Origin of the sequence: Bradyrhizobium sp. I71 (assembly GCF_022354745.1) — a bacterium.
Taxonomy (GTDB): domain Bacteria; phylum Pseudomonadota; class Alphaproteobacteria; order Rhizobiales; family Xanthobacteraceae; genus Bradyrhizobium; species Bradyrhizobium liaoningense.
In genome coordinates, this window is sequence record NZ_CP059398.1 from 2,071,988 (window position 1) to 2,085,609 (window position 13,622).

Below are 13,622 nucleotides of genomic sequence, written 5' to 3' on the forward strand. Positions count from 1 at the left end.
ATGCCTCCCGCCATTCTTCTCGCGACCTACCGGCTTCAGCTCACCGCGGATTTCGACTTCGACAAGGCCGCCGCGGTCGTGCCCTATCTCAAGGCGCTGGGTATCACGCACCTCTACGCCTCGCCGGTGATGAAGGCCCGCAAGGGCTCGACCCATGGCTACGACACCGTCGATCACAGCCAGTTCAATCCCGAGCTCGGCGGCGAGGCCGGCTTCGCACGACTGAACGAGGCGCTCGAGGCGCACGATCTCGGGCTCATCATCGATTTCGTGCCCAACCATGTCGGCGTGCATTTCGCCGACAACCCCTGGTGGCTCGACGTGCTGGAATGGGGCCAGGCCTCGCCGCACGCCGCCTCCTTCGACATCGACTGGGATCAACTGGCCTTCCGCGCCCGCGGCGGCGTGCTGCTGCCCATCCTCGGCTTGTCCTACGGCGAGGCACTGGAGCGCGGCGAGATCGAGCTGCGCTACGATCCCGAAGAGGGAAGTTTCTCCGCCTGGTATTTCGAGCATCGCCTGCCGATCGCACCTGAGCGCTATGGCGAAATTCTGCGCGTGATCGTCAAGGAGGCGGATGCGGCGGAGACGGAGCCCGGCAAGCGCCTGCTGTCGCTCGCGACCCGCTACACGGGGCTGCGCCGTCCCAATCGCAAGGAAGCTCCCGTCTTCAAGACCGAGCTCAAGGAGATCGCGGGCGCCGCCGACGTCATCGGCCGCGGCCTTGCCGTGTATCGCGCCGGCAAGGACCGCCCGGCGCAGACGCTGACGCTGCATCATCTGCTGGAGCGCCAGCACTACAAGCTCGGGCACTGGCGGCTCGCCTCCAGCGACATCAACTATCGCCGCTTCTTCGACGTCAACGGCCTCGCCGGCTTGCGCGTCGAGGATCCCGGCACATTTGCCGCCACGCACCGGCTGGTGAAGCAACTCATCGCCGACGGCAAACTACAGGGAATCCGGCTCGATCACATCGACGGCCTGCGTGACCCCGCACAATATTGCCAGCGATTGCGCCGCTTGGTGCGCGACGCCCAGGGCAACACGAAGCCTTTCTATACCGTGATCGAAAAGATCCTGTGCGAGCACGAGCGCCTGCAGAAGTTCGCCGGCGTCCAGGGCACCACGGGCTATGAATGGATGAACGTCATCACCCATGTGCTGGTCGATCCCAAAGGCCTCGAAGCGCTGGACGAGACCTGGCGGCAGATCAGCAACCGGCCGCCGCGGCTTGCGCCTTACGTCAAGGACGCCAAGCGGCGGGTCCTGGAAACGTTGCTCGCCAGCGAATTCACCGTGCTGTCGCGTCTGCTCGCGCGCATCGCCAACGGGCACTACTCGACACGGGACTTCTCGGCCGACAGCCTGCGGCAGGCGCTCGAGCTTTATGTGCTGCATTTCCCGGTCTATCGCACCTACCTGACGCACAGCGGCCCGACGGCACCCGACCGCAAGCTGATCGAGGACACCATCGAGCGCGCCCGCGGGGAGTGGTTTGCCGCCGACGAAGGCATCTTCGACTTCCTGCGCGATGCCCTCACCATGGACCTGCTCAGGCCCGGTCGCCCTCCGCACAGCGCCACGCGCGTGCGCCGCTTCGCGCTGAAGGTGCAGCAATTCACCGGACCGATGATGGCAAAGTCGCTGGAGGACACCGCGTTCTATCAATTCCACCGGCTGCTTGCGCTGAACGAGGTCGGCGGCGATCCCGCGAGCACCGGCCTCACCGTTCCCGCCTTCCACCAGGTCATGCAGACCCGCGCCAGGGAATGGCCGCAAGGCATGACCGCGACCGCCACGCACGACACGAAACGCGGCGAGGATGCCCGCACGCGCATCGCCGCGCTCAGCGAGATTCCCGGCGAATGGACCAGCGCGGTGGCGCGCTGGAAGGTGTTGAACGCGCCGCATCTGACGCACCATGGCAGTTTCCGCGCGCCGTCGGCGACGTTCGAATACATGCTCTACCAGACGTTGCTCGGCGCCTGGCCGCTCGAGGAGCCGGCCGATGCCGCTTTCGTCGAGCGCATCCAGGCCTATGCGCTCAAGGCCGCGCGCGAGGGCAAGGAGGAGACGAGCTGGCTCAACCCGCATGAAACCTATGAGGACGGCATACGGGACTTCGTCGGGAAGATCCTCGATCCCGCCCGGTCCGCAGAATTCCTGGAGGCATTGCAAACGCTGGCTCGCCGCGTAGCACTGCTCGGCACGTTGAACTCGCTGAGCCAGCTCACGCTCAAGGCGACGCTGCCGGGCGTGCCGGACTTCTATCAGGGCACCGAGTTCTGGGATTTGTCGCTGGTCGACCCCGACAACCGCCGCCCGGTGGACTTTGTCGCACGCCACACGGCGCTGAGCTCGCTGGAGGATCCGGATTGGCGCGGCCTGAGCAAGAGCTGGCCGGACGGCCAGCTCAAGCTTGCCTGGACGCGGCATCTTCTCAAGCTGCGCAACGGACTCGGCGACGTATTCGCCCGGGGTGATTATCAGCCGCTCGAGGTGCGCGGCGCACATGCCGACCACGTGATCGCCTTTGCGCGCCGTCATGGCCGCGCGGCCGCGATCGTCGTGGTCGGGCGTCATTTCGCACCGTTTACCCAAGGGGGCCGGGAATGGCCCGCGGTGGAAGGCTTCGATGCGACCGTCGATATCAGCGGCTATACCGCGACGGGCCTTGCGGGGAACGAAGTCCGGCTCGCGCAGGCCTGGCGCGATCTTCCCGTAGCCGTCATCGAGGCGCGGACTGCGAACGCGGTGAAGCCGATGCGGCAGCGCGTACGCGGCTGAGGCTACTTGCCGCCGTCCTTGGTCAGCAGCAACTGGCCCCGCTTCCTGATCGTCGCCTGCGCCATCTCGGCAAAGCGCTGCAACAGCCAGGGCAGCACCACCTCGACCCTGACCTGGTCGTCAGCGACGTCGACCTGGCCGGTCGCGATCTGCCCAAGCGCGCGGATGCGGAAATTCATGCTGTCGCCGGTCCAGCGTTCCTCCTCGACCTGCATTACCGGAATGCTTGCCGCGGCGCGGCCAAGCCCGGTCTTGAGCCGGCGCACCGCCTCCTCGCGGCCGAGACGATGCGGGATTGAAACGACAAGCGGTGCTGACATGGTTCCTGTCCGGTGATGGCTCTTCCCACATAGTCATGCCCGCTGCACCTGCAAAGGTTCCATGCAAGTTGGACCCTCGGCCTTGTTTCAATGCGGGAACTTTACAACCTGCGGCAAGTTGCCCCCGCACGACGGGACAGGTGCAAACGACCCTTTCAACAAAGGGCTGGAGGAGACTCGCATGTCAATCGGCACGATCATTCTGATCATTCTGATCATCGCCCTGCTTGGCGGCTTCAGCGGCATCGGCGGCGGGCCGTTCTACGGCACCGGATATTATGGTGGCGGCGGCCTCGGGCTCGTCATCATCATCCTGCTGATCCTGCTACTGATGGGACGGATCTAGTCAGGGCGGTCATTCCGGGCGCGCGCCCGCGCCACACCGCTGGATTCCGGGTCTGCGCTTCGCGCAGCTCGGAATGACGTCTTGGAAAGCGCCTACTTTACCTTCGCCGCCAGCTTCTTCATCGCCGCCTTGATCGAAACGGCGGCATCGTCATAGCCCTCCCACGCCTTCGATCGCGGCAACAGGCCCGGCACGGAGCGCAGCGTGTAGCGCTTGGGATCGAGATCGCTCTTCACCTGCGCCCAGGTCAGCGGCATCGATACCGTGGCCCCGGCGCGCGCCCGCGGCGACAAGGGGGCCACCGCCGTGGACATGCGGTCGTTGCGCAGATAATCCAGGAAGATCTTTCCCTTGCGCAGCTTCTTCGACATGTTGATCAGGTAGCGTTCGGGATCGTCGTCGGCCATCCACTGACAGACGCCCTGCGCGAACGCCTTGGCCTCCTTCCAGCTCACCTTGTCGCGCGCACCGTGGAGCAGCGGCACCACGACGTGCAGGCCCTTGCCGCCCGTGGTCTTGCAGAAGCTGTCCATGCCGATGTCGGAAAGGCGCTGCCGCATCTCCTTGGCCGCCTCGACGACGCCGGCGAAGTCGACGTCGGGCGCGGGATCGAGATCGAACACCAGCCGACCCGGCGTGTCATAGGCATAAGGCGCGCAATTCCAGGGATGCAGCTCGACGCCGCCGATCTGCGCCACGGCGGCGAGCCCCTCGATCCGATCGATCTGAAGGTAGGGCTTGCGGTCGCCGGAGACCCTTGCGAGCTCCAGAAGGTTCGACGTCCCCTGCATCGCATGGCGCTGGAAGAAGCACTCGCCCTTGATGCCGTCCGGCGCGCGGATCAGCGAACACGGCCGGCCCTTGAGGTGCACGATCATCCATTCGCCGACGGCTTCGAGATAGCGGGCAAGGTCCAGCTTCGTGACGACGCCGCCATCGCCGTCGTCAGGCCACAGCTCTTTGTCCGGCTTGGAGATGACGACACCCATGACCTCGGTATTTTGAGCGGTCTGCTTCGACTGCCGCCCCGCCTTCGTGCGCGCCGCCTTCGTGGCGGAGGGCTCGGCGAGCTCGGTGTCGACGGGCGTCTCCGCCTCGACCTCCTCGGCAGGCTTGTCCTGCCGCAGTCCCTTGAACGCCGCCTGGCGAATGTTGCCGTCGGCGGTGAAGCCGGCGAACTCGATCTCGGCGACGAGCTCCGGCTTCAGCCAGTGCACGTCGCGGGTCTTCCTCGGCGCATTCTTGCCGCCGAAGGGGCTGTCCTTGGCCGCCATGGCTTTCAAAGCAGGCATGATGCGCTTGACCTTGTCCGCGCCGAAGCCGGTGCCGACCATGCCGACAAAGGCGAGATGATCGCCGCGCTGCACGCCCGCCATCAGCGAGCGGAACTTGCCGTTCGTGGTCTTGTAGCCGCCGATCACCACCTCGTGGCCGGCGCGACATTTCGACTTGACCCAGCTCTCGGTGCGGCCGGAACGATAGGGCGCGTTCAGCTTCTTCGAGACGATGCCCTCGAGCTCGAGCTTGCAGGCCGATTGCAGCACGGCATCGCCGCCGCTCTCGAAATGCTCGACATAGCGGAGCTGGCTCGATTTCCGCCTGCCGGACTCCAGCAGCTCCTTCAGCCGGGCCTTGCGTTCGCCGAGCGGCAGGCGGCGGTCATCCTCGCCCTCGGCGAAGAGCAGGTCGAAGGCAAAGAAGATCAGCTCGTCGGTCTTGCCGTCGGACAACGCAGCCTGCAGCGAGGAGAAGTTCGGCGCGCCGTTATGGTCGAGCGCGACGATCTCGCCGTCGATCATCACGTCGGGCAGCGCAGCCGCTTCCTTGGCAATGGAGGCGAACTTGCCGGTCCAGTCGAGACCCTTGCGCGTCTTCAGCGTCGCCTCGCCGGCCTCGACCCGGAGCTGCACCCGGTAGCCGTCAAACTTGATCTCGTGGCACCAGCCCTGGTCGGCCGGCGGCCGCTCCACCAGCGTACAGAGCTGCGGCGCGACGAAATCCGGCATCTCCGCGACCTTGCTGGCGCTCGTCGAAGTCGTGGCTCTCTTCTTCGCCGCTCTGCCGTCCTTCAGCGCGGTGCGCGGCGCCGGCTTGACCGTGCGCCCTTTCGTCTCCTCGGCACGGTTGGATTGCCAGACTGCATCGGCCCTGCCCCTGGGACCCTTAGGACCATTGGCCAGCATGAACGGCTTTGGCGCGCGACCCTTGCCTTCGGCGATCTGCTCCATCGCGCGGCCGGAGGCGACGGACTTGTCCTGGTCGAGAACGTCGTTGTCCGCGCCTTCGCGGACATATTCGTCACGATGCTTGATCAGGAGCCAGTTGGTACGCTTGCCGCCGGTACGGTCGTTGCGCATGCGCACCAGCACCCAGCTTCCATGCAGCTTCTCGCCGTGCAGGGTGAACTTCAGATCGCCCTTCTTGAAGCCGGCTTCCGGGTCATCCGATTCCCAGGTGCCGCGGTCCCACAGCATCACCGTGCCGCCGCCATATTGCCCTTCCGGAATCGTGCCTTCGAAATCGCCATAGTCGAGCGGATGGTCTTCCACCTCGACTGCCAGCCGCTTGTCGTGCGGATCGAGCGAGGGTCCTTTCGTCACCGCCCAGGACTTGAACACTCCGTCGAATTCGAGTCGCAGATCGTAGTGCAGGCGGCTGGCGTCGTGCTTCTGGATGACGAAGCGCCGCTGCTTCGACGGCGCCACTGCGCTCTTGCCCGATGGTTCGGGCGTCTTTTCGAAATCCCGCTTCCGTCGGTAAGTGGAGAGTTTTTGCAGCACGACCGGTCCCGCTTCTCTTTCGGCATCCAAGCCTATCACGGCGAAAGTCCCGCCCGGAACCAAAACCCTATGGGACGGTTGGGGTTCCAAAACGCCTTGAAAACGCTGGAGAACGGAATGGCCCCGCGCGCCTATTGGAAGGGAACGTTGAAGCTGTCGCTGGTTAGTTGCCCGGTCGTGCTTTATCCGGCGACCACTGCGGCCGAGAAGACGCGGTTTCACCTGATCAACCGCGAGACCGGGAACCGGCTCAAGCAGCAGATGATCGATTCCGAGACCGGCGACGTCGTCGAGAGCGACCAGAAGGGCCGCGGCTACGAGCTGCGCAAGGGCAAATATGTCGAGATCGAGCCGGAGGAGCTCGAAGCGGTCCAGATCGAGAGCAATCACACCATCGACATCGAGAGCTTCGTGCCGCGCGATGAGATCGACCAGCGCTATCTCAACCATCCCTATTACATCGCGCCCGACGGCAAGGCCGCGGTCGACGCCTTCGCCGTGATCCGCGACGCCATGAAGGACGAGGAGCGCGTCGCGCTCGCCAAGATCGTGCTGACCAACCGCGAGCACGTGATGGCGATCGAGCCGCTCGGCAAGGGCCTGCTCGGCACCACGCTGCGTTTCCCATACGAGCTGCGCGAGGAGGACCAGTTCTTCGACGACATCAAGAGCCCGAAGATCACCAAGGACATGGTCGAGCTCGCCGGCCATATCCTGCGCACCAAGGCGGCGCATTTCGACCCCGGCAAGTTCAAGGACGAGTACGAGGACGCGCTGAAGGCGCTGGTGAAGCGCAAGGCCAGCGGCAAGAAGATCGAGCTGCCGGAGCCCGAGGAGCGACCGAGCAACGTCGTCAGCCTGATGGACGCGCTGAAGCAGAGCCTGAAGGGACGCGGCGGGAAGAAGACGGCGACGCAATCCCATACGCGGCGTGCGAGCGGACGGCATCGCGCCGCGAAGAAGCCGCACCGGTCGACGGCGAGGCATCGGAAGGCGGGCTAATCCGGCTCGACGTGAGCTCGCGCCTCAACCTCCGTCGTCATGCCCGGGCTTGACCCGGCCATGACGGCTCGCTCGACGGTGCTAATCCCCCGCCTTCAGCCGGTACCCGATCCCGGTTTCCGTCAGCACGTATTGCGGCCGTTCCGGATCTGCTTCGATCTTCTGCCGGAGCTGGCGGACATAGACACGCAAATATTGCGCGTCGGTCAGTTCGTCCCACAGCTCCTTCAGCAGGAACCTGTGCGTGAGCACCTTGCCGGCATGCTGCACCAGCACGCGCAACAGGTCATATTCCTTCGGCGAGAGCTTCACTTCGCGCTCGCCGACCTTGACGATGCGACGGACCAGATCGACGGAGAGATCGCCGGTGCGGAACACAGGGCGCTCGCCCTTGACCTGAAGCTGGTGGCGCAGCGCGGCGCGCAGGCGCGCCAAAAGCTCCTCCATGCCGAACGGCTTGGTCAGATAATCGTCGGCGCCGAGATCGAGCGCCTGCACCTTGCCGGCTTCGTCGCCGCGGCTCGACAGCACCACGATCGGCACGCCTTCGTTGCGGGCGCGCATGGTGCGGAGCAGATCATGCCCCTGAACGTCGGGCAGGCCGAGATCGAGGATGATCAGCGCCGGCCCTTCGTCAAGCTTCTCCAGTGCAGCCTTGCCGTTCGACGCCTCCAGGATCTCGTAGCCTTGCGTCGTCAGCCCCATCCGCAGCAGTTTGCGGATCGGCGGCTCGTCGTCGATGACCAGGACCTTGATCGGAGCAGCGCTCATGCGGCGGTATCCAATGCGTGGCTCTCTGCCGGAACGGGCAGGCGAATGGTGAGGACCGCGCCGCTCCGCTCGCTGCGATTGGCGGCGGAGATCGTGCCGCGCATCGCCTCGACGAAGCCGCGGGAGATGGCGAGCCCGAGCCCGGTGCCGGGCCGGACGTGATCGCCTTTCTGCGCGCGATAGAACTTGTCGAACACGCTCTCGAGCTCGTCAGGCGGAATGCCGGCCCCCTCGTCGGCGATATCGAGCACGACATGACCGCTCTCGCGCCGGCCGCGAATCGAGATCGTGGTCTCTGGCGGCGAATATTTTGCGGCATTGTCGAGCAGATTGAACAGCACCTGCTCGAACAGCACGGCATCGAGCTGGAGCATCGGCAGATCGGCGGCCAGCACCAGCTCGACCTTGTGTCGGTTGAGGATCTTGCTGGCGCGCCGCAGCGCGCTGCCCACGATTTCGCCGAGATCGTGCAGCGCCGTATTGGGCACGATAGCGCCGGATTCGAGCTTGGTCATGTCGAGCAGATTGGCAATGAAGCGGTTGAGCCGCTCGGATTCGTCAATCACGGTGGCGAGCAGGTCGCGCTTCTCGGTGTCGGAGAGGGCGCCGGCGAGATCGCGCATGGTGGAGGCCGCTCCCAACACGGAGGCGAGCGGCGTCTTCAGATCATGCGAGATCGAGGTCAACAGCGCCGAGCGCAGCCGCTCGGATTCGACCGTGCGCTTGACGCGGTCCATGTCCTCGACCAGCAGCACGCGCTCGATCGCGAGCGCGCCCTGGTCGACCAGCGCATCGAGCAGCCGGCGCTGGTCCGGCGTCAGCAGCGGGCCGGTGCGGTCGTTGTCGATGCCGATGACGCCGATCGGGCCGCGCCCGGTTCGCATCGGCAGAAACAGCCGCTTTGCGCCCGGCAACGTGTCCGAGCCGCGGCCGGCGGGGCGATCGTTGCTCCAGGCCCAATTGGCGGCGGCAAGATCGGCCTGGTCGAGCTCGTCTTCGGGCGGATAGCCGGACTTCACCGTGAGCAGGCCCTCGTCAGGCAGCAGCAGCACCACGCGCACCTTCAGCATCAACGCGATCTGGTAGGCGGTCGCCCACAGCACGTCGTCGAGCGTGGCGGTGCCGGCGAGCTTGCGGCTGAAGGCATAGAGCTGCTCGGTCATCCTGATCCGGCCGATCGCGGTGTCGGCCTGGATGCGCACGCGCGCCGCGACATTGGAGACGATCATCGCCACCACCATGAACAGCACGAAGGCGGCGACGTTGGTCGGGTCGGTGATCGTGAAGGTGTAGATCGGCGGCAGGAAGAAGAAATTGTAGGACAGCGAGGCGGCGACGGTCGCCAGCAGCGACGGCCATAGGCCATAGCGCACGGCAACCACGACCACCGCCGTCAGCAGCACGAGGTCGACGTTCTCGATGCCGAAGCGGGGCTGGATCAGCTCCGCGGCGCCGAGGCCGATCAGCACGATGCCGAGCGCCTTCAGATAGGGCAGCGGATTGAACGGCTCCGACCGCGCGGCGGTCTGCACCGCGGTCTTGGGCGCGGCCTCGCCGGGCATCTCGTCACCGGCGATGACGTGGACGGTGATGTTGCCGGCGCGGCGCACCAGGTCGTGCACGACGGAGCCGCGCGTCATCTCGAACCAGCGCGAGCGCGTCGACTTGCCGATCACGATCTGGGTGACGTTGTTGCCTTGCGCGAAATTGACGACGTCATCGGCGATACGGCGGCCGACGGCGGGAATGGTCAGCGCTTCGCCGCCGAGGGCTTCCGCCAGCCGCAACGTGTCGGCCAGCCGATCGCGCTCCTCGTCCGACAATTGCAGGGATCTCCGCGTCTCGATCGAGATCGCGGTGAAAGGCGCATGCAGCCGGTCGGCCAGCCGCTTGGTGTAGCGCACGAGGCCGGCGGCCCGTGGATCCTCGCTGACGCAGACCAGGATGCGCTCACCCGCGGCCCAGGGCCCGGCGATGGCATTGGCCTGCATGTGGTTGAGCAGCTGCTCGTCGACCCGCTCGGCGGTGCGCCGCAGTGCGAGCTCACGGAGCGCGGTGAGATTGCCCGGCGAGAAATAATGCTCCAGCGCCCGCTCGGCCTGCTTGGGCACATAGACCTTGCCCTCCTTCAGCCGCTGGATCAGATCGTCCGGCGTCAGGTCGATCAGCTCGATCGCATCGGCGCGGTCGAATACCGAATCCGGCACGGTCTCGCGGACCCTGACATGGGTGATCTGGGCAACGACGTCGTTCAGGCTCTCGATGTGCTGGATGTTGACGGCGGTGTAGACGTCGATGCCGTGGGAGAGCAGCTCCTCGACGTCGAGATAGCGCTTGGGATGGCGGCAAAGGGGCGCGTTGGTGTGGGCGAGTTCATCGACCAAAGCAATCTGCGGCCGCCGCGCGATCACCGCATCGAGATCCATCTCCTCGACAATCTGGCCGCGGTACTCCAGCCTCTTGCGCGGGACCACTTCGAGGCCGCGCACCAGCGCCTCGGTCTCGGCGCGGCCATGGGTTTCGACGAACCCGACCACGACATCGATGCCGGCCTTGCGCTTGGCATGGGCGCTTTGCAGCATCTCGTAGGTCTTGCCGACGCCGGGAGCGGCGCCGACGAAGATCTTCAGCTTGCCGCTGGCACTCTCCTCCCGGCGCGCGGCTTCCAGCAGCGCTTCGGGAGAGGGACGTTGTTCGGGATCGCGGCGCTCTCGGACCATCTCGCCAATATAATCATCTGCGTGCCGCGAGCCTAGACTGCTACTTCGCGGCCATGCGATCGAGCGCGAGATTCAGCGCCAGAACGTTAACCCTGGGTTCGCCGAGCAGGCCGAGCAGACGGCCTTCGGTGTTGGCGGTCACGAGCTGCTTGACCTGATCCTCAGGCAGATTCCGCGCCTTTGCCACGCGCGGCACCTGGAATTGCGCCGCTTCCGGCGAGATGTTCGGGTCGAGGCCGCTGGCCGAGGTCGTCACCAGGTCGACCGGCACGGCCGCGTTCGGATTCTCGCGCCTGAGCTTGTCGACATCTTCCTTGAGCCGGTCGGCCAGCGCCTTGCTGGTCGGGCCGAGGTTGGAGCCGCCCGAATTGGCGGCGTTGTAGGGGGCCGACACCGTCTTGGTCGAATCATTGGGGTCCGGCGCAAGCGTCGCCGAGAGACGGCCATGGAAGTACTTGTCGTCCTTGAACTCCTGCCCGATCAGGGCGGAGCCGACCACCTTGCCGTCCTTCTCGATGAGGCTGCCCTGCGCCTGCACGGGAAACAACGTGCCGGCAATGGCGGTCATCGCGAGCGGATAGGCAAGGCCGGTGATGGCGGTGAGCGCCAGCAAGAGGACGATGGCGGGGCGGATTTCTCTGAGCATTTGAAGTCTTCCTTTCTTTCGTCATTGCGAGCGAAGCGAAGCAATCCAGGGGCGTTCTTGGGAGGCAGTCTGGATTGCTTCGTCGCTTCGCTCCTCGCAATGACGGCGTTATGCCAAATGCAAGGCGGTCACCACGAGGTCGATCGCCTTGATGCCGATGAAGGGAATGACGATGCCGCCAAGCCCGTAGATCAAGAGGTTACGCCGCAGCAACGCACCGGCACCGACCGCGCGATAGGCGACGCCCTTCAGCGCGAGCGGGATCAGCGCAATGATGATCAACGCGTTGAAGATGATCGCCGATAGGATGGCGCTCTGCGGGCTCGACAGGTTCATGACGTTGAGCACGTTGAGCTGGGGGTAGAACGCCAGGAACATCGCCGGGATGATCGCGAAGTACTTGGCCACGTCGTTGGCGATCGAGAACGTCGTCAGCGCGCCGCGCGTCATCAAGAGCTGCTTGCCGATCTCGACCACCTCGATGAGCTTGGTCGGGTTGGAGTCGAGGTCGACCATGTTGCCGGCCTCGCGGGCGGCCTGGGTGCCGGTGTTCATGGCGACACCGACGTCGGCCTGGGCGAGCGCCGGCGCGTCGTTGGTGCCGTCGCCGCACATGGCGACCAGCTTGCCCTTGGCCTGCTCGTCGCGGATCAGCTTGAGCTTGTCCTCGGGAGTTGCCTGCGCCAGGAAGTCGTCGACGCCGGCTTCCGCGGCGATGGCGGCGGCCGTCATCGGATTGTCGCCGGTGATCATGATGGTGCGGATGCCCATGCGACGCAGCTCTGCGAAGCGCTCGCGAATGCCGCCCTTGACGATGTCCTTGAGCTGGACGATCCCGAGCAGGCGGCCGTCCCTGGCCACCGCGAGCGGCGTGCCGCCGGACTTCGAGATCTCGTCGGCGATGGCGCTGATCTCGCGCGCAACGTCGGAGAGCGCCGCGGGCTGGATGGCCCGCGCCGCGTTGCCCGAGGCGACCGCCGTCGGCGCGCCGCCGTTGACATAATTGAGGATGGCATCGACCGCACCCTTGCGCACCGACGAGCCGCCGGCATCGACACCGCTCATGCGGGTCTGCGCCGTGAACGGAACGAAGGTGGCGCCGAGCTCCGCCATGTCGCGGCCGCGGATACCGTACTTCTCCTTCGCCAGCACGACGATGGAGCGACCTTCCGGCGTCTCGTCCGCCAGCGAGGCGAGTTGGGCGGCGTCGGCCAATTCCTGCTCGGTCACACCGCGCACGGGACGGAACGCGGTCGCCTGCCGGTTGCCGAGCGTGATGGTGCCGGTCTTGTCGAGCAACAGCGTGTCGACGTCTCCGGCGGCTTCGACCGCGCGGCCGGACATCGCCAGCACGTTGAAGCGGACCAGGCGGTCCATGCCGGCGATGCCGATCGCCGACAGCAGCGCGCCGATGGTGGTCGGGATCAGCGTCACGAACAGCGCAACCAGCACGATCACCGAGATCGAGCCGCCGGCATAGGCCGCATAGCTCGGGATCGTCACGGTGGCGAACACGAAGATGATGGTGAGGCCGGCGAGCAGAATGTTGAGCGCGATCTCGTTCGGCGTCTTCTGCCGCTCGGCGCCCTCGACCAGCTTGATCATGCGGTCGATGAAGGTCGAGCCCTGGGCTGCCGTGATGCGGACGCGGATCCAGTCCGACAGCACCTGCGTGCCGCCGGTCACCGCCGAACGGTCGCCGCCGGATTCGCGGATCACGGGCGCCGACTCGCCGGTGATGGCGGCCTCGTTGACGGAGGCGACGCCCTCGATCACCTCACCGTCCGAGGGGATCGTGTCGCCCGCCTCGACCAGCACGAGATCGCCGACCTTCAGGCTCGTGCCTGATACGAGCTTGTAATCGCGGCTCGCGCCGCTCAGGAGCTTGGCCTGGCTCTCGGTGCGGGTCTTGCGCAGCGTCTCGGCCTGCGCCTTGCCTCGGCCCTCGGCGACTGCTTCGGCAAGGTTGGCGAACAGCACGGTGAACCACAGCCAGAGGATGATCTGGAAGGTGAATCCGAGATTTTCCCCGCCGGTCAGCAGATCGCGCAGGAAGATCACGGTGGTGAGCGCAGCGACGATCTCGACCACGAACATGACCGGGTTCTTGATCATGGCGCGCGGATCCAGCTTGGCGAAAGCCGCGCCGATCGCCGGCATCACGATCCTGGGATCCAGCATCGCCGACACCGGCATGCGCTTGTTGGGTTTATGGACGGGTTCCATGGAGGTCACTCCGAAAGAGCTGGA

At 65.7% G+C, this 13,622-nt stretch carries 9 protein-coding genes; 3 read left to right on the forward strand and 6 right to left on the reverse strand.

What is annotated here, in order from left to right:
- Positions 1-2,787, forward strand: a complete 2,787-nt coding sequence (treY, locus tag FJV43_RS10285; protein ID WP_239626705.1) for a malto-oligosyltrehalose synthase — start codon at positions 1-3, stop codon at positions 2,785-2,787.
- A gap of 2 nt (positions 2,788-2,789) precedes the next feature.
- Here treY and FJV43_RS10290 read toward each other — a convergent pair whose 3' ends face one another.
- Entirely contained in the window at positions 2,790-3,107 is a 318-nt protein-coding gene (locus tag FJV43_RS10290; protein ID WP_061877079.1) for a polyhydroxyalkanoic acid system family protein, read from the reverse strand.
- A gap of 181 nt (positions 3,108-3,288) precedes the next feature.
- Between FJV43_RS10290 and FJV43_RS10295 the strand changes: the two genes are divergently transcribed.
- On the forward strand, positions 3,289-3,453 hold the full coding sequence (locus tag FJV43_RS10295; protein ID WP_074117325.1) for a DUF3309 family protein: 165 nt from the start codon (positions 3,289-3,291) through the stop codon (positions 3,451-3,453).
- 92 nt (positions 3,454-3,545) lie between these two features.
- Here the strand turns inward: FJV43_RS10295 and ligD are convergent, their stop codons facing one another.
- Positions 3,546-6,233 (reverse strand): DNA ligase D, encoded by a 2,688-nt coding sequence (gene ligD, locus FJV43_RS10300; protein ID WP_239626708.1) that lies wholly within the window; start codon positions 6,231-6,233, stop codon positions 3,546-3,548.
- Positions 6,234-6,350: 117 nt separating this feature from the next.
- Here ligD and FJV43_RS10305 point away from each other — a divergent pair, with 117 nt between their 5' ends.
- On the forward strand, positions 6,351-7,235 hold the full coding sequence (locus FJV43_RS10305; RefSeq protein WP_239626709.1) for a Ku protein: 885 nt from the start codon (positions 6,351-6,353) through the stop codon (positions 7,233-7,235).
- 81 nt (positions 7,236-7,316) lie between these two features.
- On the opposite strand, the gene FJV43_RS10310 is transcribed toward FJV43_RS10305, so the two are convergent.
- The 4 genes from FJV43_RS10310 to kdpB all read right to left on the reverse strand — a co-directional run bounded on the left by FJV43_RS10310 (position 7,317) and on the right by kdpB (position 13,598).
- Positions 7,317-8,006, reverse strand: a complete 690-nt coding sequence (locus FJV43_RS10310; RefSeq protein WP_239626719.1) for a response regulator transcription factor — start codon at positions 8,004-8,006, stop codon at positions 7,317-7,319.
- Positions 8,003-10,726 carry a sensor histidine kinase KdpD gene (locus tag FJV43_RS10315; RefSeq protein ID WP_239626720.1) on the reverse strand — a complete coding sequence of 908 codons (2,724 nt, stop codon included), beginning with the start codon at positions 10,724-10,726 and terminating at the stop codon, positions 8,003-8,005. The genes FJV43_RS10310 and FJV43_RS10315 overlap by 4 nt, the downstream gene beginning before the upstream one ends.
- A 40-nt stretch (positions 10,727-10,766) precedes the next feature.
- Positions 10,767-11,372, reverse strand: a complete 606-nt coding sequence (locus FJV43_RS10320; RefSeq protein WP_239626721.1) for a K(+)-transporting ATPase subunit C — start codon at positions 11,370-11,372, stop codon at positions 10,767-10,769.
- Between the two features lie 108 nt (positions 11,373-11,480).
- Complete coding sequence (gene kdpB, locus FJV43_RS10325) at positions 11,481-13,598, reverse strand: potassium-transporting ATPase subunit KdpB (protein WP_239626723.1); 2,118 nt, start codon at positions 13,596-13,598, stop codon at positions 11,481-11,483.
- Positions 13,599-13,622 lie beyond the last annotated feature (24 nt).

Coding starts and splice junctions, on each gene's coding strand:
- FJV43_RS10305 (WP_239626709.1), top strand. CDS start 6,351: ATGGCCCCGCGCGCCTATTGGAAGGGAACGTTGAAGCTGTCGCTGGTT.
- FJV43_RS10295 (WP_074117325.1), top strand. CDS start 3,289: ATGTCAATCGGCACGATCATTCTGATCATTCTGATCATCGCCCTGCTT.
- FJV43_RS10310 (WP_239626719.1), bottom strand. CDS start 8,006: ATGAGCGCTGCTCCGATCAAGGTCCTGGTCATCGACGACGAGCCGCCG.
- kdpB (WP_239626723.1), bottom strand. CDS start 13,598: ATGGAACCCGTCCATAAACCCAACAAGCGCATGCCGGTGTCGGCGATG.
- treY (WP_239626705.1), top strand. CDS start 1: ATGCCTCCCGCCATTCTTCTCGCGACCTACCGGCTTCAGCTCACCGCG.
- FJV43_RS10290 (WP_061877079.1), bottom strand. CDS start 3,107: ATGTCAGCACCGCTTGTCGTTTCAATCCCGCATCGTCTCGGCCGCGAG.
- FJV43_RS10320 (WP_239626721.1), bottom strand. CDS start 11,372: ATGCTCAGAGAAATCCGCCCCGCCATCGTCCTCTTGCTGGCGCTCACC.
- FJV43_RS10315 (WP_239626720.1), bottom strand. CDS start 10,726: ATGGTCCGAGAGCGCCGCGATCCCGAACAACGTCCCTCTCCCGAAGCG.